This is a genomic window from Companilactobacillus keshanensis, from assembly GCF_003946205.1.
GTDB lineage: Bacteria > Bacillota > Bacilli > Lactobacillales > Lactobacillaceae > Companilactobacillus > Companilactobacillus keshanensis.
Genome location: NZ_RHOS01000005.1, coordinates 60708 through 86185, shown reverse-complemented (window position 1 = coordinate 86185; position 25478 = coordinate 60708). Strand labels below are relative to the sequence as shown.

General features: G+C 35.6%; 22 protein-coding genes. 20 read left to right on the top strand and 2 right to left on the bottom strand.

Going from position 1 to position 25478, the window contains the following annotated elements:
- The first annotated feature begins 30 nt into the window (after positions 1-30).
- The 3 genes from EKM64_RS04425 to EKM64_RS04415 are packed head-to-tail and all read left to right on the top strand — an operon-like array spanning position 31 to position 3380.
- Entirely contained in the window at positions 31-1920 is a 1890-nt protein-coding gene (locus EKM64_RS04425; RefSeq protein ID WP_125676004.1) for an ABC-F family ATP-binding cassette domain-containing protein, read from the top strand.
- Positions 1921-1930: 10 nt separating this feature from the next.
- Entirely contained in the window at positions 1931-2881 is a 951-nt protein-coding gene (locus EKM64_RS04420) for a thymidylate synthase (RefSeq protein ID WP_125676002.1), read from the top strand.
- A 13-nt stretch (positions 2882-2894) separates the two neighbouring features.
- Positions 2895-3380 (top strand): dihydrofolate reductase, encoded by a 486-nt coding sequence (locus EKM64_RS04415; RefSeq protein WP_125676000.1) that lies wholly within the window; start codon positions 2895-2897, stop codon positions 3378-3380.
- 87 nt (positions 3381-3467) lie between these two features.
- On the opposite strand, the gene trhA is transcribed toward EKM64_RS04415, so the two are convergent.
- Positions 3468-4124, bottom strand: a complete 657-nt coding sequence (trhA, locus tag EKM64_RS04410) for a PAQR family membrane homeostasis protein TrhA (RefSeq protein WP_125675998.1) — start codon at positions 4122-4124, stop codon at positions 3468-3470.
- 152 nt (positions 4125-4276) lie between these two features.
- Between trhA and EKM64_RS04405 the strand changes: the two genes are divergently transcribed.
- The 14 genes from EKM64_RS04405 (at position 4277) to EKM64_RS04340 (ending at position 19153) form a co-directional block, all read left to right on the top strand.
- The gene (locus tag EKM64_RS04405) at positions 4277-6628 is read left to right on the top strand and encodes a helicase C-terminal domain-containing protein (protein WP_125675996.1); all 2352 of its coding nucleotides are present in this window, start codon (positions 4277-4279) and stop codon (positions 6626-6628) included.
- A 235-nt stretch (positions 6629-6863) separates the two neighbouring features.
- Positions 6864-7847, top strand: coding sequence for an acyltransferase family protein (locus EKM64_RS04400; RefSeq protein WP_125675994.1), 984 nt, complete (start codon positions 6864-6866; stop codon positions 7845-7847).
- 234 nt (positions 7848-8081) lie between these two features.
- Complete coding sequence (locus EKM64_RS04395; RefSeq protein ID WP_125675992.1) at positions 8082-8924, top strand: DegV family protein; 843 nt, start codon at positions 8082-8084, stop codon at positions 8922-8924.
- A gap of 86 nt (positions 8925-9010) precedes the next feature.
- On the top strand, positions 9011-9871 hold the full coding sequence (locus EKM64_RS04390) for an SGNH/GDSL hydrolase family protein (RefSeq protein ID WP_125675990.1): 861 nt from the start codon (positions 9011-9013) through the stop codon (positions 9869-9871).
- Entirely contained in the window at positions 9871-10461 is a 591-nt protein-coding gene (locus EKM64_RS04385; RefSeq protein WP_225420953.1) for a YpmS family protein, read from the top strand. Before EKM64_RS04390 ends, EKM64_RS04385 begins: the two co-directional genes overlap by 1 nt.
- Positions 10462-10472: 11 nt before the next feature.
- Positions 10473-10697, top strand: a complete 225-nt coding sequence (locus EKM64_RS04380) for a YozE family protein (RefSeq protein ID WP_125675986.1) — start codon at positions 10473-10475, stop codon at positions 10695-10697.
- A 10-nt stretch (positions 10698-10707) separates the two neighbouring features.
- Positions 10708-11562, top strand: a complete 855-nt coding sequence (gene ylqF, locus EKM64_RS04375; RefSeq protein ID WP_125675984.1) for a ribosome biogenesis GTPase YlqF — start codon at positions 10708-10710, stop codon at positions 11560-11562.
- Between the two features lies 1 nt (position 11563).
- The gene (locus EKM64_RS04370; protein ID WP_164505300.1) at positions 11564-12322 is read left to right on the top strand and encodes a ribonuclease HII; all 759 of its coding nucleotides are present in this window, start codon (positions 11564-11566) and stop codon (positions 12320-12322) included.
- A 43-nt stretch (positions 12323-12365) separates the two neighbouring features.
- Positions 12366-13187: a DNA-processing protein DprA gene (dprA, locus tag EKM64_RS04365; RefSeq protein ID WP_125675980.1), complete on the top strand. Its 822-nt coding sequence runs from the start codon at positions 12366-12368 to the stop codon at positions 13185-13187.
- Between the two features lie 110 nt (positions 13188-13297).
- Positions 13298-15382: a type I DNA topoisomerase gene (topA, locus tag EKM64_RS04360; protein WP_125675978.1), complete on the top strand. Its 2085-nt coding sequence runs from the start codon at positions 13298-13300 to the stop codon at positions 15380-15382.
- A complete protein-coding gene (gene xerC / locus EKM64_RS04355) occupies positions 15383-16282 on the top strand; it encodes a tyrosine recombinase XerC (RefSeq protein WP_125675976.1) in 900 nt (299 codons plus the stop codon).
- Between the two features lie 13 nt (positions 16283-16295).
- Complete coding sequence (gene hslV / locus EKM64_RS04350; protein ID WP_125592060.1) at positions 16296-16820, top strand: HslVU peptidase proteolytic subunit; 525 nt, start codon at positions 16296-16298, stop codon at positions 16818-16820.
- Between the two features lie 16 nt (positions 16821-16836).
- Positions 16837-18267, top strand: a complete 1431-nt coding sequence (hslU, locus tag EKM64_RS04345; protein WP_125675974.1) for an ATP-dependent protease ATPase subunit HslU — start codon at positions 16837-16839, stop codon at positions 18265-18267.
- Positions 18268-18280: 13 nt separating this feature from the next.
- Positions 18281-19153: an aldose 1-epimerase family protein gene (locus EKM64_RS04340; RefSeq protein WP_125675972.1), complete on the top strand. Its 873-nt coding sequence runs from the start codon at positions 18281-18283 to the stop codon at positions 19151-19153.
- A gap of 12 nt (positions 19154-19165) precedes the next feature.
- On the opposite strand, the gene plsY is transcribed toward EKM64_RS04340, so the two are convergent.
- A complete protein-coding gene (plsY, locus tag EKM64_RS04335) occupies positions 19166-19783 on the bottom strand; it encodes a glycerol-3-phosphate 1-O-acyltransferase PlsY (RefSeq protein ID WP_125675970.1) in 618 nt (205 codons plus the stop codon).
- Between the two features lie 203 nt (positions 19784-19986).
- Here plsY and parE point away from each other — a divergent pair, with 203 nt between their 5' ends.
- The 3 genes from parE to EKM64_RS04320 all read left to right on the top strand — a co-directional run bounded on the left by parE (position 19987) and on the right by EKM64_RS04320 (position 25465).
- Positions 19987-21987, top strand: coding sequence for a DNA topoisomerase IV subunit B (gene parE, locus EKM64_RS04330; protein ID WP_125675968.1), 2001 nt, complete (start codon positions 19987-19989; stop codon positions 21985-21987).
- 10 nt (positions 21988-21997) lie between these two features.
- Positions 21998-24433, top strand: a complete 2436-nt coding sequence (gene parC / locus EKM64_RS04325) for a DNA topoisomerase IV subunit A (RefSeq protein WP_125675966.1) — start codon at positions 21998-22000, stop codon at positions 24431-24433.
- A 72-nt stretch (positions 24434-24505) separates the two neighbouring features.
- Complete coding sequence (locus tag EKM64_RS04320) at positions 24506-25465, top strand: LysR family transcriptional regulator (RefSeq protein ID WP_125675964.1); 960 nt, start codon at positions 24506-24508, stop codon at positions 25463-25465.
- Positions 25466-25478 lie beyond the last annotated feature (13 nt).

Below are 25478 nucleotides of genomic sequence, written 5' to 3'. Positions count from 1 at the left end.
AAGTAATTAAGAAAATACGTGGTGAATTATTTGAAAACTTTGAATATATCTAATGCCTCCAAAACTTTTGGAGAAAGAACCCTTTTTAAAGATGTGACCTTTACAGTTAATGAAGGAGATCGAATCGGTCTGCTTGGTTTGAATGGTGCTGGTAAAACAACACTCCTTGACGGGATCGTTAATACTAATGAACTAAATACGATCGACATGGAAAAACCCAAGGACTATAAAATGACTTATCTCAGACAGCAACCAGAGCTTGATGAAAATTTGTCAGTTATTGATGCTATTTTTGCAGGTAATGGTGAGCAATTTAAATTGATCCGTCAATATGAAAAATCATTAGCGCAGTTTAACAATAATTCGACTGATAAAAAAATTCAGGATGAATTCTTTAAGCTACAAGAAAGAATGAATGCTGCTGAGGCTTGGCAAATGGAATCTGATGTTAAATCGATCCTGAATAAGCTTGGCATAACTGAACTTGATAAATTAGTTAAGGAACTATCTGGTGGTCAACAGAGACGTGTAGCCTTAGCACAGGCTTTGATCTCTGACTCTGATCTATTGATTTTAGATGAGCCTACTAACCACTTGGATTATGAGGCTATTGACTGGTTGGAAGGTTATTTGAATAAATATCGTGGCTCCGTATTATTCGTGACCCATGATCGTTACTTCTTAAATAAAGTTTCAACTCGAATTTTTGAGTTGGAAAATCAAAATATTACCGAATATTCTGGTAACTATGAGAAATACTTACAGCAAAAAGCAACAAATGAAGAGATCTACAATTCTGAACAACATCACAAGACACAAATGTTCAAACAAGAACTGGAATGGATGCGTGCTGGTGTTAAGGCTCGTGGAACAAAACAACAAGCTAGAAAAGATCGTTTTCAGGATTTGAAAGAAGATCTTCAAAATAAACCTGAAGCTAAAATGGATATGACAATTGATATTGCTCAACAACGATTGGGTAATGATGTTTTCAATATCAAAGATGCTAGCCTCAAATTTGATAATCAAGTTATCATTGATGACTTTAATTACTTAGTTACTAGAGGGGATAGAATCGGTATTACTGGGGCAAATGGTTCTGGGAAAACTACCTTTTTGAATACGATCGTAAATAAGATTCCGTTGGATTCAGGTGAGATCAAAACTGGACAAACAGTTAAAATTGGATATTATACTCAGTACACTGAAGATATGGACCCTGAAAAACGTGTTATCCGTTATCTCGAAGGTATTGGACAAGGTGTCAGAAATTCTGATGGTGAGTCAATGTCAGCTTCACAATTACTTGATACTTTTATGTTCGATCACAAGATGCAAGGTGCTTATATTCGTGAGCTATCTGGTGGTGAAAAGAGACGGTTGTATCTGTTAGCAATTTTGATCAAACAACCAAATGTTTTGCTTTTGGATGAGCCAACCAATAATTTGGATATTGGTACTTTGACGATTCTTGAAAATTACTTGGAGAACTTCAAAGGGACAGTTATGGCTGTATCCCATGACCGTTACTTCCTAGATAAAGTAGCCGATAAATTGTTGATATTTAAAGGCAACGGTAATATTCAAGAAAGTTACGACTCATATTCAGAGTATGTTAAAAAGATGAGTCAAGAGAAGAATGAAGAGGTTAAGGAAAAAAAAGCTGAAGAAAAGGCTGATCAACCTGAGCAGAAATCAGCTGAAAAAACTAAATTAACTTATTCAGAACAAATGGAATTTGATAAGTTGGAACCTAAGATAGAAAAATTGGACGACGAGATCACTGTCCTAAAGAAACAATTAACTGATGATAATAATGACTATCAAAAATTAATGGATTATCAACGTGAATTGGACGAAAAGAATGCCGAAGCTGATAAACTAATGGAGCGTTGGGAATATTTAGGTCAATTTGCCTAGGAGAAAATAAATGAACAATGAACAGCAATATTTAGACTTGTTGAAATATGTTTTAGAAAAGGGTCATCAAAAATCCGATCGAACAGGTACGGGAACAATTAGTACTTTTGGATATCAGATGAGATTTGATCTGCAGGACTCATTTCCACTATTGACGACTAAAAAAGTTCCTTTTGGATTGATCAAAAGTGAATTACTCTGGTTTTTACATGGTGATACGAATATTAGGTATTTGCTTGAACATAAAAATCATATTTGGGATGAATGGGCTTTTAAGAAATATATTGAGAGTCCTGACTATAAAGGCCCAGACATGACTGACTTTGGCCATCGTAGTTTAGTTGATATAGAATTTGCTAAAGATTATAAAGTTGAAAAAAAATCCTTTGATCAAAAGATACTAACTGATGATGATTTTGCAAAGAAATATGGTGATCTGGGATTTGTCTATGGTTCTCAGTGGCGTCATTGGCAAACACGTGAGGGTGGGTTTATCGATCAAATCAAGAATGTGATCGAACAAATAAAGACCACACCAGATTCACGTCGGTTGATCGTTAGTGCATGGAATCCGGAAGATGTTCCTACAATGGCATTGCCTCCGTGTCACACGCTATTCCAATTTTATGTAAATGACGGTAAGTTATCCTGCCAACTCTATCAAAGAAGTGGTGATCTATTCTTAGGTGTGCCATTTAATATTGCTAGTTATGCTTTACTGACACATATCATTGCCAGAGAGACTGGACTAGAAGTAGGAGAATTCATTCATACTCTTGGAGATGCGCACATTTATTCAAATCATATTGAACAAGTTAAATTGCAATTGTCGAGACAACCTGTTAAAGGCCCCAAGCTGGAAATAAATTCCGACAAGAGTATTTTTGATCTTGATACAACAGATATTAAACTGATCGGTTACGATCCAGCACCAGCAATCAAGGCACCCGTCGCCGTTTAAAGGAGAGATAGATATGATCAGCTTTTTGTGGGCCGAAGATAAAAATCACGTTATTGGCTATAAAGGTCAATTGCCTTGGACTTTGCCAAATGATATGAAACGTTTTAAAGAATTGACGATCGGTAAAACTATCGTTATGGGTCGCAGGACTTATGAAAGTTTTCCTAATGGACCGTTACCAAAGCGTTTAAATATTGTGATGTCGAGAAATCCTAATTATCAAGTTAGTGATCCGGCTGTTTTGATAACTGATGTTTCGGAGTTGTCTAAGTATGAAGATGATTCTGAAATAGTTGTTATTGGTGGTAGCAAAATTTTTAATACCTTCAAGGATATCGTTGATCGACTTTATGTTACTCGGATCGATCATGAATTTGATGGGGATGTTAAGATGATATATTTGGATTATAGTCAGTTTAAATTGATTGAAAAAAAATCTGGTACCGTGGATGATAAGAACTTGTATCCATATGTTTTTGAAACTTATCAACGAAAATAGTGAGATCTAATTCATGAATAATAATGATTCAATAAAAAACCGTCCAATCGAAAATTCTTCGACTGAACGGTTTTTTAAATTATTCAATTAATTGACATATAGATAAACTGAAAAGAACATCAATGTCGTACCGATCATCACAAAAATATGCCAGATCACATGTACATATTTGAGATTCTTTAACAGGTAGACACCGGCTCCTAAAGTAAATGCGATGCCACCAAATACTAATAACCAAATGCCAGTTGCGCCAATGGATTGATAGAGTGGCTTCATCGCAACGACAATGGCCCAACCCATTAGAACATATAGAAGTGTTTCGAAGTATTTGAACTTACCAACATTGAAGATTTTGTAAAGTATTCCAAAAATTGCTAAGACCCAGATGACCGATAGAATCACAATACCGAATACTGTACCTCTAAGAGCTAATAAACAGTATGGAGTATACGTGCCAGCAATCAATAGAAAAATTGAACTGTGGTCAAAAATTTGGAAGACTCGCTGTGCTTTGGTGAAGTACAAACTGTGAAATAAGGTTGAACTCAAGTATAAGAAGAATAATGTGAACGCATAGATAAAATAAGCCGTTATTGTCAGAGCATCACCGCTCTTAAATCCTTTGATCAATAAAAATACTGCACCAATGATAGCCAGAATAATACCGATACCGTGCGTGATTGCACTGAATACCTCATTGGTGATGATATATCTTCTGGAGAAAGCTTTCTTAATTTTACTCAATTTGAAGATCTCTACTTTCAGATTAGTTAATTACATTATAATACATAAAAATCGATAATAACTGATTTAGAATACAGTCTCTTTTTTTACAGACAATTACGAACGTGTGTTTTATAATGATAAATGATGATTTCAAGTAGGAGGGTAGCAGTATGACAACTAAGATCGGAATTAGACAACTAGTTGAATTTGTTTTGCGAAAAGGTGATCTAGTTGAAACCAAAAATAGTCAAAATACTGCCTTAGCCGGAGCTAGGATACACCGGAAACTTCAAAGCCACCGGCCACCTGACTATGAAAGTGAAGTTTATTTAAAAAAAGCTGTTACCATGAACGATCAAGAATATGTAATTTCTGGTCGCGCGGATGGAATTCAAACTTCTGATGACGGGGCCTTGATCGAGGAGATCAAGACTTCAGATCAATCATACGAGGACTTAACCGAAAATACTAACGATTTATACTGGGGTCAGGTCAAAGTATATGGCTATCTATTGTTGCAAGATGAGGATTATCAAGAAGTAACTTTACAGTTGACCTATTTTCAGGTTACTAACGAAAAAATAACTAGAGTCAAAAAGGCTTTTAGCAAAGCACAATTAACTAAGTTTTTTAATAAGTTGATCGATGAGTACGAGTATTGGTTAAAATTACGCACTGATATGCGTAAGACTCGTAATGAATCTATTAAAAATCTGCCTTTTCCATTTTCAGAATTTCGTACTGGACAGCACGAACTTGCCGGAGCGGTTTATAAAACCATTTATCTTCAGAAAAGATTGTTTGTTGAGGCACCAACTGGAACTGGTAAAACTATTTCAACTATTTTCCCAGCAGTTAAGGCCATGGGTAAAGATATGATCGAGCGACTGTTCTATCTGACGGCTAAACAAAGTACTCGTCATGTAGCTGAGGAGGCTATTCAGATGATGGAAGAAGACGGTCTGCATATAAAAAGTATTACTTTGACCGCCAAGGAACAGATTAAATTTGCTGAAGAACAAGATCTTTTGCCGGAAGAGAATCCTTATATGATCGGATATTATGATCGACTCAAACCAGCCTTGAAAGATATTTTGACACATGAAGATGTTTTAACTCGACCAGTTATCGAAAGGTATGCTCGTAAACATACGCTTGATCCGTTTGAATTTTCGTTGGATACTTCACTTTTTTGTGATGTTATTATTTGCGACTATAATTATTTATTTGATCCATTAGTTTATTTACAACGTTTCTTTACCGAAAGTGATCCTGATAACTTCTTTTTGATCGATGAAGCACATAATTTGGTCAGTCGATCTCGTGATATGTATTCTGCAGAAATCAGTAATCAACCGATTGCTAATTTATTAAGGCTGGCTAAAAAAGATAAAACACAGGCCAGTGAAAATTTGCAGAAGCAACTCAAAAAAGTTAATCGCTGTTTTAAGCAAATTACAGATGATTTAGAAGATCAGGATGAGTATATTACTGATGAGGCACCAGAAAAATTATTAAAAGTCTTCCGAAAATTTGATGAATTCATTACTGATTGGATGCAGCAGCAAAAACCTTCCGAGTTGACCAAGGCAGTTCAAGACTATTTTTTTAATTGTTTGACCTTTGTTAAAATTGGCAATTTGTACAATGACACTTATCATACAAGAATCATTTTGGATGGTAATCTTGTGGTAGTGAAACAATTGTGCCTTGATCCCAGTGATTTCTTGGATAATTCGATGAAATTGGGATCTGGTGCAGTTCTTTTTTCGGCAACTTTGACACCAATGGATTATTATCAAAACGTTCTTGGCGGGATCGATAATAGTTTGGCATATCGTTTACCTTCACCATTTCCCCCACAGAATCAAGATATTTTAGTGACACAATATATTCAGACAACTTATAGTCAAAGAAAATACAGTGAAAGTTCCATCGTATCTAGTTTGAAAACCATGATTGAAGCTAAAACGGGCAATTATTTATTCTTCTTTCCTTCATATGGATATTTGCGACAAATTGAGGATGCCTTTGAAAAGACTTGTCCAGATGTAAGAATTATTGAACAGCAAAATGAAATGGATGGGATTGCTCGTCAGCAATTTCTTGAACAATTTCGAGTAGATCCTAAAGAAACACTAGTGGGATTTTGCGTTTTAGGTGGGATATTTTCAGAAGGAATAGACCTAAACGGGACCCGCCTTATTGGTGTTGGAATCGTTAGTGTCGGCTTACCAGGGTTGAGTTCAGAAAATAATTTGATCCGTAATTATTATGATCAAGATAACGGGCAGGGATTTGCATATGCTTACCAGTTGCCGGGGATGAATAATGTTTTACAAGCTGCAGGACGACTGATACGAAGCAATAAAGATGTCGGAATTATTTTATTGCTGGACCAAAGATTCGCTAATACTCGGTATACAACATTGTTTCCTGATCATTGGCAAAATTATAAGAAGATTCGATCGTTACCACAGTTAAAAGAAACAATTGAGGGATTTTGGGAAAATCTAGATTAGTACTGTTCAGATGACAGTACTTTTTTTGTGTATGATTTATCATTATATAAATACTTTTTATTTCAAAAAAATGGCTTGTCAATCCGTCAATATTTTTACTGTATTCAATATGATAAAGTTTTTCTTAATTTAAAGATTGAGGATTATTGATGAATACTAATCGTTTGAGGAATAGTAATATTGAATTTTTACGTATTGTCAGCATGCTGTTTATTACGCTGCATCACTTTAGCTTATGGAGCAAAGGGGGGGCAGCGACGCTCTGATAGCTAACAATCAGCTGTCGGATGCTTTTTATTCACTCTTCTATCTACCTTTAGGTGATATAGGTGTTTATGCATTCGTAATGATCACGGGCTACTACTTAGGAAGCAAGGAGTATGATGAGAAACGAACTTTGAGGAAGGCGGTTTCTATATATACGCAACTTTATTTTTACAGCATATTATTTTTTCTTGTAGCAATTTATCTAAAAATGCCATTGAAAGAGAATTATAGTATTTGGAAATCAATTATGCCGTTGACCTTCAATCATTATTGGTTTGTTACAGCGTATATATTATTGATGTTATTTTTACCGTACATCAATAGAGCGGTAGCAAATCTTAGTCGAAGCAGATTTATCTATTTGTTGGTTATTTTGATTGCTTCATGTAGTATTTTCCCATTAATCAACAATAATGTTGCTTCAGAGTCAGTTGGGTTAGGAATCCTAATAACAGCTTACCTAGTGGGACTCTATATTCGTAAGTTTGTTAAAAAATCCAATTGGAATTATCTCATTGGAATAGTTTTATTCGTTGTTAATTTGGCGATAATTTATGGGAAAATGTACTATGATATTGTCTTCTCTAAAAATCGCTATACAAACATTTATACAGGATTCTTTGCTCTGATCTGTTCATTGGGATTATTTTTGATATTTATAACATTTAAAGCACACTTCAATGGCGTGATCAATCAAGTAGCTAAGCATATGTTCGCGGTTTATCTGATAACTGAAAATATCTTTGTTTTAACCAAAATGTGGAATTATTTTACCTTTAGCAATACTACGAATTTAATCAAGATGAATTTTTATGGATTTATAGCTGTACTAGGGATCATGACGGTTTGCTATTTTATGGATATTGGACGTTCAATTATTTTTAAAGTTATTTCAATTATTCTTAATAGACATAAACTCAACAAAAGAGAAGTTCCAATCAAGATAAATTAACAAAAATTATTTTTAAGTTCTTAACTAAAATTTGGTTAAGAGCTTATTTTTATTTTCAATATTCGTTGCAAGTATAATATAATGATATGTGATGTTAATATTTATTTGAGAAAATATGTTTTAACAAATAAAATAGCTGAAAACTTTGGTGCACCAGTATAATACTCTGATTAATTTCTGTTATACTTTAACCAATAAACAATGCGAAACCCTATATCGTGAAAGAGGGATAAAATGAGTAAAGTAAAAATCATCACCGATTCATCAATTCAAATAACTTCAGAGGAAATCGATAAGTATGACATTGGCGTTGTGCCTTTGACGATTAATATCGATGACAACACCTATACTGACGGTGTTGATATTACGCGTGAAGAGTTTGTTAGAGAAATGGATTCTTCAAAAGAATTGCCTAAAACTTCGCAACCATCAATTGGTACCTTTATGAAGGTCATTGATGCGGTACCGGAAGATTATACTGACATTCTCTCCATCAATATGACCGAAGCTATCAGTGGAACTGTTAATGCCGCCAGACAAGTTGCTGAAATGACTGACAAACATATGGAAGTGGTCGATTCAGAATTTACTGATCGTGCTTTGGCATTTCAAGTTATCAAGGCTGCTCAATTGTCAAAAGAAGGCAAGTCGATCGAAGAAATCAAGGCCGCTATCCAAAAGGTTCGTGACGATACTCGTTTATATATGGGTGTTACAAGTATCGAAAACATCTTGCGTGGTGGACGTTTAAGCCGCTTTGCTAGCACACTATCAACACTATTAAATATTAATGTTGTTCTAACTTTGAAGAATAATAGTTTAGATATTGCTAAACGTGGTCGTGGTAGAAAGACAATCGAAAAATACATGAACAATGTCATGGAAGAAATTAAAAGTCTTGAAAATATTAAGGCTATCGGTATTTCATATGTTGATAAGTTGGACTATGTTAACGAATTGAAGGAAAAGCTCAAGGAAATCGTTCCTGATGTTCCTTTACTAATTAGAGTGACAAGTCCTGTTATTGCCACACATGCTGGTTCAGGTGCTTTCGCCATTGAATTTTATACAGAGTAAACATAACGATCTTTGATCGTATTTATATACAAAGAGGGTGAGAGATAAATTCTGTCTTACCCTCTTTTTTGAAAGATGGATTATATATGAAGAAAAGAAATATTTGGATATTAATAATAATAATCGTTTTATTAATAGGTGGTGGAATAGGCTATTATTTTTTGAATAATCAAAATAGTGAGGAAACCGCACAAGTAATTAAAAAGGGTAAACTTAAAAAAGCAAAAAAGAAAGTCAAAGTTGATCCTAACAAGTCACATATCAATATTGTTGCGGTTGGTGATTCGTTGACACAAGGTGTTGGTGATTCTAAATCAGTCGGTGGCGGATATGTTACTCGTTTGAAGGGAAAAATTGCTGCTAAATATAAGGTGAAAACTTCTGCATATAATTATGGAGTTTCAGGTGATACAAGCACTCAGATTATTTCAAGGATCAAATCGGATAAAAAAATGCATGAAGATTTGCCTAAAGCAGACATAATTACTGTAACTGTTGGTGGTAATGATTTTATGCATCTATTGCAGAAAAAGGGAATTGATTTAACTGAGTCGGATATTCTGGCTGAAGAGCAACAATTTGATGCTCGATTAAAAAATTTATTGGATGATTTGAGATACTATAATAGTGATGCACCGATTTACTTAATAGGTATTTATAATCCTTTTAGTATTTATCTTGCTAATGTTAAAAATGCTAAAACAGCTTTCATAAATTGGAACAAGGCTTCAGCACAGGTGGCAAGTGAAGAAAAATTGACTTATTTCATTGATATTAATAATCTATATCAAACTAAAGAAGTTGATAAAAAAGCTAAAAAAACCGGAATCAATCCATACCTTTATAAGGAGGATCATTTCCATCCAAATGGTACCGGTTATGATATGATGACTGAAAAAGTTTTCGATGAAGTAAGTAAAACAACGAAAGATTGGCTGATTAAATAATGAAAAAGAATTACTGGAAATATGCATTTATTGCTTTAGTAGCAATTTTAGTAGTAGGTTTAGGTATAATTGGAACCAAGGTTATGAGTGCACCTGATGAAACTTACAAGGTAACCTCAAAAATCGATTCAAGTGATCGAGTATTTACTGTTAATATGAACAAGACTGAGGCCAACAAAATGGCACAGTATTACTTGAAAAATACATTAAACGATGGTAAAACACAGTATCAATTGAAATTGAAAAAAGATGCCGAATTAACTGGGGCCATTGCATTCTTGGGCTCAAAGATCCATTTTAATTTAGTTATGCAGCCTTATGCTAAAACTAATGGGGATGTATTACTAAAAGCTAAGAAATTAAAAATTGGTGACCTATCATTACCAATAACTTTTGTTATGAATTATATTAAGAACAGTTTCAAGGTCCCTGATTGGGTCAGTGTTAATGGTAGCGATAAGACAATTCTATTAAAATTCACTAAGTTTACAACAAAAGATGGATATGGCATTAGAGCTAAGAAAATTGATTTAAAGCGTGATAAATTATCTTTCTTAGTTATGAATGAAGAAATAACTAAAAATCAGTAAAGGACTAAAATATGAGGCGAAGTTTTTACGAATTTTTAATGACTCAGAGGAATGCTGAAAGCGTTGAACCAGATGCAGAATTTGCTAACAATGCTTTCCGTGATCAATCCTTTCCTAAGCAGGAGCAGGATTACGAGAAAATCTCTGAATATTTAGAATTAAACGCGGGCTATTTGCCCAGCATGACTATCTTTGATGAAGTTTATGCTAAATACCAAGACACAGATAGGAAATAGGTGAATATTTATGGTGATGCAGTGGTATCCGGGACATATGAATAAAGCAAAAAATCAAGTCCAAGATCGTCTAAAAATGGTCGATATTGTGTTGGAAATTGTTGATGCAAGATTACCATTTTCTTCTAGAAATCCTGTTTTGGAACAGATAATTGATCAGAAAAAGCACATTATTATTTTAAATAAATCTGATCTGGCTGATCCTAAAAGAACTAAAGATTGGAAAGTTAATTTTGAACAAGAGGGTACTAAGTCAGTTGAACTAGATGCCAAACACAATAAAGGTCTAGGTAAATTAAAAGACCTTATTCGTGGTGAATTATCAGATAAAATTGCAAAGTATGAAGCAAATGGAGTCAAAAACTATCGAATCAAGGCAATGTGTATCGGAATTCCTAATGTTGGTAAATCAACTATTTTGAATCGAATTGTTGGCAAAAATGTTGCCGTCACTGGGAATAGACCAGGAGTTACTAAGAATCAAAATTGGTTGAAGACGGATTTAGGGATTGATCTATTGGATACTCCAGGTATTCTTTGGCCTAAGATTGATGATCCTAAAGTTGGTATGAAACTTGCCTTATCAGGTGCAATTAAGGATAAAATCTATTCTCCTGATGACGTTGCAATATATGCTTTGAACTTCATGGAAACTTACTATATAGATGAATTGATGGACGCCTATGAGATCGATCGAACGGATCTGTATAATAGTACAACTCCTGAATTGTTGATGAATTTGACTAAGAAATTCGGTTACAAAGATGATTACGACAAGGCATCCCGCAAGATTATCAATGATGTCAGAAAATTGAGATTTGGACGAATCACTTTTGATGTTCCAGGTGAGTTCTATGAAGAATAGCTTGACCATCAAAGATGTTAAAGAACTACTTGAAGATGGTGTGAGCGCAAAACAACTAAAGGACTTACAAACTGATTCCAGAGCTGGAGTTCAGAAGTTGTTGATTCAGTTCGAAAAAAGGAGAATCAAAAGGTCAGAATTACTCGCAAAGTTTGAATCTAAAAAGCAGTACGAAAAAGCTTTTTGGGATCATGATTTATTAGTAGCCGGTGTTGATGAAGTGGGAAGAGGACCCTTAGCTGGTCCCGTTGTCACAGCAGCGGTTATTTTGCCGACCGATAGTACACTTTATGAAGTCGATGACTCAAAAAAATTATCTGCTAAAAAGCGTGAAGAACTCTATCGTCAGATTTGTGAGCAGGCGGTTGATATCAGTATTGGTGTTGGTAGTCCTGAGATGATCGATAGAGAGAATATTTACCATGCGACTGAACTCGTCATGAAACGGGCTATTGATGGCTTGTATGTTAAACCAGATCATATTCTTGTCGATGCTATGACTATACCAGTTGAAATTGGCCAAACTAAGCTGTACAAGGGCGATTCTAAATCATTGAGTATTGGTGCTGCCAGTATCGTGGCGAAAGTTGCTCGTGACCATTTAATGAATATGTATGCAAGGATATATCCGGAATTTAATTTCGTTCATAATGATGGATATGGGACTAAAGAACACTTATTAGCACTTGAAAAGTATGGTCGTACACCGATCCATCGTTTGAGTTTTTCGCCGGTAAAACAGATTAATAAAATTTATTAAGCACTGCTTTCGTAATTTATTTTAAGAAAGCGGTGTTTTTATTATGGATAAATTGACAAAAATTTTGATCAAGTTTCGATTAACTAATTTAGTTTCAAATCAGGATATGTTAAAAGTTATAAAAAAATCTATAAAAAGTGCTAATCTAGAATCGGATACCCTTAAAGTTATTAAAGAAAGTCGGTCAACGAAAGAATTTGATCAGTTCCTTCTATTATTTAAGAGTCTGGATACTAAAAATATTCGAGCAATAAATTATTTAAGTGATGAATATCCTGAAAGTTTACGGGAGATTTATAATCCGCCAGCACTTTTGTTTTATCAAGGTCGGATCGAACTTTTGAAAACTAAAAAGATTGCAATAGTTGGATCAAGATCGGCTAGTAATTATGGCATAAGCTGTGTTGATGGTCTTGTACCAAACTTAATTGACCGTTATACTATTGTGAGCGGTTTAGCAAATGGGATCGATGGACGGTCTCAACGCTGTGCCGTAGCCAACGGCGGCAATACTATTGCGGTTATTGGCACCGGATTAAATCGTTTTTATCCTCGTAATAATCAGGGATTACAGAGACAAATTGCCAACTATGGATTAGTTTTGAGCGAATATCCACCAGATAGTTTTGCAAATCCTTGGCATTTTCCGCAACGTAATCGTATTATTGCAGGTATAAGTCAAAAGTTAATTGTCGTTGAAGCTAAGATCCGTAGTGGAGCTTTGATAACGGCGGGCCTTGCTTTAGAAAATAATCGTGAGATTTATGCTGTTCCTGGGAGAGTGGATTCTGAACTCTCAGATGGCTGTAATCAATTGATCTTTGATGGAGCAATACCACTTTTAAATGTTGATATTTTAAAATAATCTTTGTTAAATGAATAATAAAATGTATCATTTGAATTGACAAATCAGGAATCTATACTTAATATATTGGACAGTTTTCTAATTGATTCATTCAGAAAGGAGCACTTTGCGTGCCATCAAAACAAAAGAACCTGGTGATCGTAGAATCACCGTCAAAGGCAAAAACAATTGAAAAGTATTTAGGACGTAATTATCACGTTGTAGCAAGTTTGGGACATGTTCGTGATCTACCAAAGAGTCAAATGGGAATCGATTTTGATCATGACTATACACCAAAATATATTTCTATTCGTGGTAAAGGTCCGGTCATCAAAGATTTAAAGAAAGAGGCTAAAAAGGCCAAAAGAGTTTATCTGGCAGCCGATCCGGATCGTGAAGGAGAAGCCATTGCATGGCATGTTTCTCATTTGTTAGGTCTTGATTCTGCAGATAAAAATCGTGTTGTATTTAACGAAATCACTAAGGATACTGTTAAACAGGCGTTTAAGTCACCGCGTAGTATTGATATGAATTTGGTTGATGCTCAGCAAGCTAGACGTGTTCTGGACAGAATCGTTGGATATTCAATTTCCCCAATTCTTTGGGCAAAAGTTAAAAAAGGACTTAGTGCCGGACGTGTACAGTCTATTGCTTTGAAGCTAGTTATCGAACGAGAGAAGTCGATCAAAAAATTTATTCCCGAAGAATACTGGTCGATCGAATCAACTTTTAAGCATGGTAAAGATGTCTTCAATGCTAATTTCTATGGTGTTGATGGTAAAAAGCTCGAATTAAAGAATAATGATCAAGTTAAAGATGTCTTAGCTCGTGTAGATAAAAACGAAGACTTTATTGTTGAGAAGGTTTCTAAGAAAGAACGTAAGCGTTTACCCGCTGCTCCATTCACAACTAGTTCCCTTCAGCAAGAAGCTAACCGTCGTTTGAATTACAAGACAAGAAAAACCATGATGGTTGCTCAACAATTGTATGAAGGAATCAACTTAGGCCGTAAAGAAGGAACGGTTGGTCTGATAACTTATATGCGTACTGATTCAAAACGTATTTCTAAAGTAGCCCAAGTTGAAGCATCTGACTTCATCCATGAGGAATATGGCGAACCATTCGCCGCTGTAAAGAAGCGTCAAGATAAGAACCAGGAGGGTGCACAAGATGCTCATGAGGCCATCAGACCTTCATCAGTTTTTCGCACACCTAAGTCACTAAAAGATATCCTTAGTCGTGATCAATATCGTTTATATGAATTGATCTGGTCACGTTTTGTTGCCAGTCAAATGACACCAGCCGTTTACGATACGATGGCAGTTGATTTAACTCAAAATGGAGTTAAGTTTAGAGCTAACGGTTCAAAAATGAAATTTGCTGGATATCGTAAGGTTTACCAAAGTACTGCTGAATCAAACAAAAAAGATAATATTTTGCCAGAATTGGTTGAGAATGATCAGGCTACGTTGCAGGCTAATAATCCGGCACAACATTTCACACAGCCGCCCGCAAGATTCACTGAAGCTTCACTTGTTAAGGCTTTGGAAGAAAATGGTGTTGGACGTCCATCTACATACGCTCCAACAATTGATACAATTCAAAGACGTTATTATGTAAAATTAAATGGTAAAAGTTTTGAGCCTACTGAACTAGGTGAGATCGTTGATAACTTAATTCAAGATTACTTCCCAGATATCGTTAATATCGACTTTACAGCTCATCTTGAAGATGAACTTGATGAGATCGAAGAAGGTAAAGAAAACTGGGTCAAAGTTGTTGATAGTTACTACAAACCGTTTGCTAAGGAACTTGAGTCTGCTGAAACTAAAATCGAAAAAGTTCAAATCAAAGATGAACCAGCAGGTATGGATTGTGATATCTGTGGAGCACCAATGGTTATTAAGATGGGACGCTACGGTAAGTTTTATGCATGCTCACGTTTCCCAGATTGTCGTAACACAAAGCCTATCGTTAAAGAGATCGGTGTAGTTTGTCCTAAGTGTAAGAAGGGACAAGTTATTGAAAGAAAATCTAAGAAGAATCGTATTTTCTACGGTTGTTCCAGATATCCAGACTGTGATTTTGTATCATGGGATAAGCCTGTTGGCCGTGATTGTCCAAAAGATGGTCACTACTTAGTTGAAAAGAAGGTTAAAGGCGGACGTCAAATTATCTGTCCTAATGGGGATTACGAAGAGGACATTCAAAAATAAATGTTAGAACAAAAATTAGTTGATCAATTTGTTGATTATCTGTTAGTCAATCACCATTATTCGGTGAAGACTAAGGAATCATATTTAGAAGATATTAATAACTTCGTTAACTTTTTGGAGCAGAACGGGGGTTTCAACGGCTATACGAAGGTAAATCGGGTAGACGTTGAAACCTATTTGACGTACTTGGATGAAAAGAATTACGCTGCTGAGACGATTGCTAGGAGAATATCTGCCTTGCGATCGTTTTATAATTTTTTAGTGAAGAACAAGTATCTATCAGCCAACCCTTTTGATTTGGTACAATTGCGACATAAAGGACGTAAATTACCGCATTTCTTTTATGAAAAAGAGATGCAACAGTTATTTGAAGCTGTAAGGGGCGATGATCCGCTGTCACAGCGTAATTCGGCAATTTTGGAATTATTGTATGCCACGGGTATGCGTGTCAGTGAATGTTCAAATTTGACATTGGGTCAATTGGATTTTACTAACGGAATTGTTTTAATTCATGGTAAAGGTGATAAAGATCGTTACGTTCCTTTTGGTAGTTATTCGCAGGATGCACTAAAAGAATATATTCATGGCGGTAGAAGTGAATTGATGAATAAATATCATCAAGAGCATGAATATGTTTTTGTTAATAATCGTGGTAAAGAATTAACTAGTCGTGGGATCGAATATATCCTTGACCAAGTAATTAAAAAAACTAGTCTGACGGCAGATATTCATCCTCATATGATTCGGCATACATTTGCTACACATATGCTTGATCATGGGGCTGATCTGAGAACAGTCCAGGAACTATTAGGTCATTCTAGTCTCTCAACCACGCAAATTTATACGCACGTAACTATGGAACATTTACAAAAAGACTATAAAAAATATTTTCCAAGATAGGATGGTAATTTAAATGACAACAATCGTTGCTGTAAAACATGATGGTCACACTGCTATTGCGGGGGATGGTCAAGTAACATTGGGCGAAAAATATATTATGAAGGGATCAGCACACAAAGTCAGAAGAATCTTTGATGATCAAGTTGTCATTGGTTTTGCCGGTGGTGTTGCTGATGCCATTACTTTGCAGGATTGGCTTGAGAAGAAACTAAAGGCTTACTCAGGTAATCTAAAACGTTCAGCTGTTGAATTAGCTCAAGATTGGCGTAAAGATCCAACTCTACAAAAGCTTGAAGCTATGCTTATCGCAATGGATAAAGATAATCTATTACTTATTTCAGGTAGTGGTGAGGTTATTGAACCAGATGAAGATGTTGTTGCAATTGGTTCAGGTGGCAATTTTGCTCAGGCTGCTGCCATTGCAATGCAAAGACATGCAAGTGATATGACTGCTGATGAAATTGCTCGTGAGGCTATTAAAATAGCTTCAGGGATTGATATTTTTACGAATGAAAACATTATTTCAGACAAATTTTAAAAATGGAGATCAATAAATGGAGACATTAACACCAAAACAAATCGTTGCACAATTAGATAATTATATTATTGGACAGCAAGATGCTAAAAAAGCTGTTGCTATTGCTCTATACAATCGTTATCGCCGTATGCAAGTGCCAAAGAAAATGCAACAAGAGATAACACCTAAAAATTTAATGATGATCGGACCTACAGGTGTCGGTAAAACTGAAATTGCTAGAAGACTAGCAAAAGTAGTTAAGGCCCCATTTGTTAAGGTTGAGGCAACTAAATTTACTGAAGTTGGTTATGTTGGCCGTGATGTTGAATCAATGGTTCGAGACTTAGTAGATGTAGCCGTATCAATGGAAGAAAAAGAAAAATTTAATGAGATCAGACCAGACGTTAGTCGTGACGTTGATAAGAAATTGGTCAAATTACTAGTTCCTGGAATCAAGAAGGAACGCCGTCAAGAAAATAACATGGACTTTATGTCAATGTTGAACAATTTACAATCTGCTAATGGTTTACAAGATGCCCTTGGTCAGAACGGAAATGATGATGATCCAGATAGCGATTCAGAGGTTACCGATTCAATCCGTGATCAACGTCTATCAGTTAAGGAACAACTTGACCAAGGTCTGCTAGAAGACCGTGAGATAACGATCAAAGTTGAAGAATCACGTAAAGTAGGTCCTATGAATGACCAAATGGGTCAAATGGGTATCGACATGAGCGGAATGATGGATTCTTTGATGCCTAAAAAGATGATCACAAGAACTCTTCCAGTTAAAGAAGCACGTGAAGTTTTGATTCAACAGGAATCTCAAAAACGTGTTGATCATGATGAAATTTACCAATCAGCTATTGAAAGAACTCAGGACAATGGAATTATCTTTATTGATGAATTTGATAAGATTGCTGCTGGTGATAAGAAGAGCTCAGGAGAAGTTTCTCGTGAAGGCGTTCAACGTGATATCTTGCCTATTGTTGAAGGATCACAGATCAATACTAAATATGGTGCTGTTAATACAGACCACATTTTATTTATTGCTTCTGGAGCTTTTGCCGAGAGCAAACCAAGTGATTTGATTGCTGAATTACAAGGACGTTTTCCTATCAGAGTTGAATTGAATGATCTTACTGAGAGTGACTTTATTCAAATCTTGACTAAACCTGATAATGCTTTAACAAAGCAATATGTTGCCTTAACAAAGGCCGATGGTATCAATTTGACCTTCACTAAAGAGTCCGTTGAAGAAATCGCTAAAGTTGCTTTTGATCTTAATAACGCTAATCAAAATATCGGAGCTAGACGTTTATCAACTGTTCTAGAGAAGATCCTTTCAGATATTTTATTTGAAGGACCAGATATGCAGATGGGTGATATTACTATTACGAGAGAGTACGTTAAAGAACAAGTCGGTAAGATCGTTGCCGATAAGGATCTTTCTCGTTACATCCTATAGGGTGGTGTAATTTATGGAGATATTTCAATTAAAAAATGATTATTTGACTATGCAAGTTAAATCTACCGGTGCTGAAATGGTCAGTGTCAAAAATAACGAAGAATCAGAGTTTATCTGGCAAGCTGATCCAGATATTTGGGGCCGTCACGCGCCAGTATTATTCCCAATCGTGGGACGTTTAAAAGACGATCATTATTTTATTGATGATCAAGAGTATCAATTGAATCAACACGGATTTGCTAGGGATCAAGAGTTCACTTTAGAATCACAAACTGACTCTAAATTAGTATTCTTGTTGAAGACTAATGACGAATTACTTAAAAAATATCCATATCATTTTGAATTAAGAGTAGTTTATCAATTAGTAAAAAATAGTATTCAAGTTAGCTATCTTGTCAAAAATCTTGAAACTGACGATATCTATTTCTCAATCGGAGCACATCCTGGGTTTTCAGTGCCATTTGAGAAAGATACAACTTTTGAAGATTTTAGAATTGGCATCAGTCCAAGTGAATTGAGAACTAGTATTCCATTAATTGGTAGCAATATCGACTTGAATAAGGAATTTAAAGTAGCTAACCAGGACCTAGAGCTTACACATGATATATTTGCTCAGGATGCGATTATTTATCGTTTGAACGATCCAGCTGTTTTGACGATCGAGAGTGAAAAATCAGAACATAAGTTGACCGTGGATACTGGTAATGCTAAATTTGTTGGAATCTGGTCACCATATCCTAAAGAAGGTAATTTTGTTTGCATCGAACCTTGGTGGGGAATTGCCGACAAGACGGATACTGATAATCAATTTAAGACAAAATATGGTATTAATAAATTAGCCCCTGACGATCAATTTGAAGCCTATTACAGTATTTCAATCAAATAAAAAAACGACCAATTAATGGTCGTTTTTTTGTTGCTTCTTGTATTGTAATCCGATGGGGACGAGATTTTCTTTCCCCTTTAGTAAACGTTTGATATTAGGTATATGTCTGACATAGATGATAATAGTCACTATTAGGGCAACCGTAGTTAATATCCAATCGTGCATGAATAATGTCGCAATCGTGAATACTAAAACAGTTGTTAAACTGGCAACACTGACCATACTAGTTACATAGACGATCGTTGCTAGACAGATAAAGCAGATCACGAATAACAATGGATTATATGCTAGTAAAATACCGGCACTGGTGGCAACAGCTTTTCCGCCTCGAAATTTCAAAAAGATCGAGAAGACATGTCCAATAACGGCGAAAATTCCGATGAACAAGACCCAATGATGGTCAAGATTAAAGAAAACTGGCATCAATGCTCCTAAAGTTCCCTTTAAAATATCTATTACCAAGACAACAGTACCTGCAAATGGTCCAAAGACACGATAGGCGTTGGTAGTTCCAACATTTCCACTGCCGTATTCAAAAATATTCTTATGGAAAAAGATTTTTCCGACGATATAAGCGGTCGGAAACGAGCCAATTAGATAGGCTAAAATTGCACAAACGAGAAGTTTCATTCTAAAAATCACTCTCTTAGCTTTATTTTTTGGTATATTGTAACTCTATGGTACTTTTAAAAAATACTAACTAAGACATTATCTACTAAATCTGTTAGAATTGAAAGGAGCGAACATATGTTCAATCCTTGAGATAAATATCTTAATCTAGTGATATAATAGTAAAATGTTAACTTAGATTCTACAAAAAAGGAATGATTTGCATGCCAAAATCATCGTATGATGATTCTTCGATTCAAATTCTGGAAGGACTGGAAGCAGTTCGTAAACGTCCAGGTATGTACATTGGATCTACGGATTCACGTGGATTACATCATCTAGTTTACGAAATTGTCGACAACGCTGTCGATGAAGCGCTATCAGGATTTGGAAAAGAAATAAATGTAACAATTAATAAGGACAGTAGTATTACTGTCGTCGATCATGGACGCGGGATGCCAACAGGTATGCACGCATCTGGTAAACCAACTATCGAAGTTATTTTGACCGTTCTGCATGCTGGTGGTAAATTCAGCGAAAATAGTTATAAAACTTCTGGTGGATTGCATGGTGTTGGTTCATCTGTCGTTAATGCTTTGTCTGAATGGATGACAGTTCGTGTTGTTCGTGAAAATAAAGTCTATGAAGAACGCTTTGAAAATGGTGGGCATCCGGTTGGTACCTTGAAAAAAACTGGAACATCTAAAGAGAGCAATGGTACTACTATCAGCTTTAAACCCGATGCTAGTATTTTTCAGACTACTAAATTCAACTATGATACGTTAGCAGAACGATTGCGTGAATCAGCCTTCTTACTTAAAGGCGTTAAGTTCACTATTACTGATAATCGTGGTGAAGAACCACAAGAAGATATTTTCCACTATGAAGACGGTATCCAATCATTTGTTAAGTATTTGAATGAAGACAAGGATACTATTGGTGGTATTTTCTATATCGAAGGAACTAATTCTGATATTGAGATTGAATTTTCAGGTCAATATAACGATGGTTATTCAGAAAATATTATTTCGTTTGTTAATAATGTTAGAACCGCCGATGGTGGGACGCATGAGTCAGGAATGAAGTCTGGTTTAACTAAAGCATTCAATGACTATGCTCGTAAGGTCGGGCTTCTTAAAGAAAACAGTAAGAATCTTGAAGGTAGCGATGTCCGTGAAGGATTATCAGCTATTATTTCGGTGCGTATCCCTGAAGAGATCTTACAATTTGAAGGTCAGACTAAGGGTAAATTAGGAACACCTCAGGCACGCTCGGCCGTTGATCAATTAGTTTATGAGCAAATGAGCTTTTATTTGATGGAGAATGGTGAACAGGCCCAAACTTTAGTAAAGAAGTCTCTGAGAGCTCGTGAAGCACGTGAGGCTGCTAGAAAAGCACGCGAGAGCACTAGAAGTGGCAAAAAGAATAAGAAAAATGACGGTCTGTTGTCTGGTAAATTAACCCCCGCACAATCCAAGGATGCAACTAAAAACGAATTGTTCTTAGTCGAAGGTGATTCTGCTGGTGGTTCTGCCAAACAAGGCCGTGATCGTAAATTTCAGGCCATTTTACCTTTACGAGGGAAAGTTCTAAATACTCAAAAGGCTAAACTAGAAGATATTTATAAAAATGAAGAAATCAATACGATGATCTATACGATCGGTGCTGGAGTTGGTGCTGATTTTAAACTAGATGATCGTAATTATGACAAGGTTATTATTATGACCGATGCCGATGATGATGGATCACATATTCAGATCCTATTGCTGACTTTCTTCTATCGTTATATGCGTCCACTAGTTGATTCAGGACATGTATATATTGCCTTACCACCTTTGTATAAACTACAAAAAGGTAAAGGTGCCAAAACTCAGATCAAATATGCCTGGACTCCAGATGAGTTGAAAGATTCAATTCAGAAAATGGGTAAGGGTTATGAATTACAACGATTCAAAGGTTTAGGTGAAATGAATGCCGATCAGTTATGGAAGACAACTATGGATCCTGAGTCTAGAATTTTAATTAGAGTTAATATAGATGACGCTGCCTTAGCAGAACGCCGTGTAACAACATTGATGGGCGATAAAGTAAAGCCAAGACGTGATTGGATCGAAAAGAATGTTAAATTCAACGGTACTGAAGAGGGCGACACTATCTTAGAGAAAATTGATGATACTGATCCAATTGATCAAAATATCGTTGATGACTTATTGAATAAGGAATAGGTGATAAAATTTGGTTAATAATTCTCCTAAAATTCAAGATATTTCTTTAGAGAAGATTATGGGAGATCGTTTTGAGAGATATTCTAAATCGATTATTCAAGAGCGGGCTTTACCAGATATTCGTGATGGATTAAAACCCGTTCAACGTAGAATTCTCTACTCAATGTATCTTGATGGAAATACTTATGATAAAGGTTTTAGAAAATCGGCCAAAGGTGTCGGTAATGTTATGGGTAATTTTCATCCGCACGGTGATTCATCAATTTATGAGGCCATGGTTCGATTGTCGCAAGATTGGAAATTACGAGCACCTTTGATCGAGATGCATGGTAATAATGGTTCTATGGATGGTGACCCACCAGCTGCCATGCGTTATACAGAGGCTAGACTAAGTAAGATCTCAGCAGAAATGCTACGTGATATCAATAAGGATACCGTTGATGAAGAATGGAACTTTGATGATACCGAAAAAGAACCTAAGGTTCTTCCCGCTAGATTTCCTAATCTACTAGTTAATGGTTCAACCGGTATCTCAGCGGGTTATGCTACGGAGATCCCACCACATAATTTGGGCGAAGTTATCGATGCAACTATCAAATTGATCGATAACCCAGATGCCTCTTTGGATGATCTGATGAAAATCGTTAAAGGACCGGATTTCCCAACTGGCGGTATCTTACAAGGTGCCAAAGGTATTCGTGAAGCCTATGAAACAGGACGTGGGAAAGTATTCTTACGTTCTAAGACATCTATTGAAAATTTACGTGGTCATAAATCACAAATCGTTGTAACAGAGATTCCTTATGAAGTAAATAAGGCTGTATTAGTTAAAAAAATTGACGAAGCCAGAGTTATGAAGAAGGTCGATGGTATCGCGGAAGTACGTGATGAAAGTGACAGACAAGGTTTATCAATCGTTATTGAATTAAAGAGGGATGTTGATGGACAGGGTATCTTGAATTATTTGTTCAAGAATACTGATTTGCAGATCTCATATAATTTCAATATGGTTGCTATCGCTGATATGCGTCCGCAACAAGTCGGCTTAGTTCAAATTCTAACGGAATATGTTAAGCATCAAGAAGAAGTTGTTTTAAGACGTAGCAAATTTGACTTAGCTAAGGCTAAGGGCAGATTGCATATTGTTGAAGGTTTGATAAAGGCTTTATCTATTCTTGATAAAGTGATCAAAACGATTCGTGGCAGTAAAAATAAATCCGATGCCAAAAATAATTTAATCAAAGAATATCAATTTACTGAGAAACAAGCTGAAGCCATTGTATCTTTGCAACTTTATCGTTTAACTAATACTGATGTGACAGAATTAGAAAAAGAAGATAAAGAATTGCACGCAACTATCGATTACTTAAACGGTATTATTAACGATCATGTTACTTTGATGAATGTTATTAAAGATGAGTTGCTAGACGTTAAAAAGATCTATGCCGATAAGCGACGAACCAAGATCGAGGCTAAAGTTGCTGAAATTGAGGTTGATACTAGTGTGTTGGTGGCCAACGAAACGGTTCGCTTGTTGGTTAGTCATGATGGATACGTCAAACGAAGCAGTCTGCGTTCATATCAAGCATCAGATACTGATGATAATGGTCTAAAAGACGAGGATTATCCAATCTTAGATCAAGAAGTAAGTACTTTAGATCATTTATTTATCTTTACTAACAAGGGGAATTTGATCTATCGTCAGATTTTTGAGTTGGATGATAGTCGTTGGAAGGATACAGGATCTCATTTGTCACAAGAGATCGGTTTAGCATCCGATGAAACTATCCTAAGAGCATTTGTTTTTGATAAGCTAGAACAACCGGGTAATTTCTTGATTGCTACGAGTGAGAACTATATTAAGCAAGTTTCCTTTAATGACCTCTTGCCTGGTCGAACTTATAAGTCACGAGCAAGCTGTTTTGCTAAATTAAAATCAGATCAAACGCGAGTTCTGGATGTTTATTACGTGGATGACATTAGTCGAATCGTCTACGCGTTTACTAAACATTCATATGCCTGTTCATTTGAACTGGATGAAGTACCAGTCGTTGGTAATCGTGCCATTGGGGTAAAGTTTGTCAATTTAAAAGATGATGATGAATTAGCTGGATTCTTCCTAACGGATTCAAGTAATAAAGTTGCCATTTTGACGCAACGTGGTGCATATAAACAAATGAAACTTTCAGAAATACCAATAACTAGTCGTGCCAAACGTGGTGTTCTTACATTGCGTGAATTGAAACGTGAGCCACACAGAATTCAACTTGTAACTGACGTTACGTCAGGAATCAAATTGTCTGTTGTGACTTCTGAAAACAAACTTATCGAGATAGATCAAAAGAATCATCCTGTTTCAGATAGATATTCGAATGGATCATTTATTATGGATCCTGATAGTGATGGAATACCTAGCCGTTTTGTCAAAGATGAAATTGAAAAATAATTTGTTATATAAACAATAAGTTAAACTTATATAGTATTATTAGTTTATATTAATAATTAGGAGGATTTCTGATTGCTGGATGAAAAGTCAAGAAGAGTTTTTAGTTCAAAAGCGTTGAACTACTTCGATGAATTAACAAAGAATATGAGCTATACAAAGACAGCTCAATCGCTAGGCATTACTCAACCTGCTTTGACACAACAGATCAAAAAAATTGAACATGTTGTAGGCACACCGTTGTTTTACAGCATGGGCAAGAAGATCTATTTAACGGATGCCGGATCATCACTACTTGAGGCAACACACGACATCTTTAATACGATCAATACAGTAACTGATACGATTCAACAAGAATCTTCTAGTACAACTGGGAAAATCAGTATCGGACTACTGGCAACTACTGAATCAGTGGTTATAGAAGATTTTATTGTTGAATATAAGAAGAACAATCCCGGTATAGAAATTGAGTTAAATTCGTTAACAAGAAAAGATATTTGGGAAAACATTCAAAATAATCGGATCGACTTAGCAATTATGTATTTACCAGATGAGAACATAAAAAACTGGAAGATATATAAATCTAAGAAGATTATTACCGATAATATTATGCTGATACACGATAGTGACCGAATCAATAAGAAGGGCAAGGCAACATATAAAGATGCCGTAGAACGCCCTTGGGCAGCATATTTGGAAGATTATTATCTATCCAATCTTTTAACGGAACATTTTAGAGATGCTCTAGTTGATACTCCAAATGTTATTGCCAGATTCTCTTCACCTTACCAATTATTGAAGTTTGCTCAAGAATCGGATAATATTTACACTGGGTTACCACTCAGTTTTTGTTTGGCTCATGAATCATTAATAAAACTTTATCAAACACCACTTGAACCAGCCATATCAAGTGAATTATCATTTGTATATCGAGAAGATAAAGAAAAGATTCCACGAATCAATGAATTTTTTGAAGAGTGGAGTAGTTTCTTAGATAAAGTAGGTTATATCGAACGTCTGAAGTCTTCAAGATAAAATAGAAAAGGGG

Excerpts from the sequence above, each read along its gene's own strand:
- hslV (WP_125592060.1), top strand. The coding sequence starts at position 16,296 with ATGACAACAATCGTTGCTGTAAAACATGATGGTCACACTGCTATTGCG.
- EKM64_RS04400 (WP_125675994.1), top strand. The coding sequence starts at position 6,864 with ATGGAGCAAAGGGGGGGCAGCGACGCTCTGATAGCTAACAATCAGCTG.
- EKM64_RS04380 (WP_125675986.1), top strand. The coding sequence starts at position 10,473 with ATGAGGCGAAGTTTTTACGAATTTTTAATGACTCAGAGGAATGCTGAA.
- EKM64_RS04415 (WP_125676000.1), top strand. The coding sequence starts at position 2,895 with ATGATCAGCTTTTTGTGGGCCGAAGATAAAAATCACGTTATTGGCTAT.
- EKM64_RS04340 (WP_125675972.1), top strand. The coding sequence starts at position 18,281 with ATGGAGATATTTCAATTAAAAAATGATTATTTGACTATGCAAGTTAAA.
- EKM64_RS04420 (WP_125676002.1), top strand. The coding sequence starts at position 1,931 with ATGAACAATGAACAGCAATATTTAGACTTGTTGAAATATGTTTTAGAA.
- EKM64_RS04395 (WP_125675992.1), top strand. The coding sequence starts at position 8,082 with ATGAGTAAAGTAAAAATCATCACCGATTCATCAATTCAAATAACTTCA.
- xerC (WP_125675976.1), top strand. The coding sequence starts at position 15,383 with ATGTTAGAACAAAAATTAGTTGATCAATTTGTTGATTATCTGTTAGTC.
- dprA (WP_125675980.1), top strand. The coding sequence starts at position 12,366 with ATGGATAAATTGACAAAAATTTTGATCAAGTTTCGATTAACTAATTTA.
- ylqF (WP_125675984.1), top strand. The coding sequence starts at position 10,708 with ATGGTGATGCAGTGGTATCCGGGACATATGAATAAAGCAAAAAATCAA.
- EKM64_RS04385 (WP_225420953.1), top strand. The coding sequence starts at position 9,871 with ATGAAAAAGAATTACTGGAAATATGCATTTATTGCTTTAGTAGCAATT.
- EKM64_RS04405 (WP_125675996.1), top strand. The coding sequence starts at position 4,277 with ATGACAACTAAGATCGGAATTAGACAACTAGTTGAATTTGTTTTGCGA.
- hslU (WP_125675974.1), top strand. The coding sequence starts at position 16,837 with ATGGAGACATTAACACCAAAACAAATCGTTGCACAATTAGATAATTAT.
- parE (WP_125675968.1), top strand. The coding sequence starts at position 19,987 with ATGCCAAAATCATCGTATGATGATTCTTCGATTCAAATTCTGGAAGGA.
- plsY (WP_125675970.1), bottom strand. The coding sequence starts at position 19,783 with ATGAAACTTCTCGTTTGTGCAATTTTAGCCTATCTAATTGGCTCGTTT.
- EKM64_RS04390 (WP_125675990.1), top strand. The coding sequence starts at position 9,011 with ATGAAGAAAAGAAATATTTGGATATTAATAATAATAATCGTTTTATTA.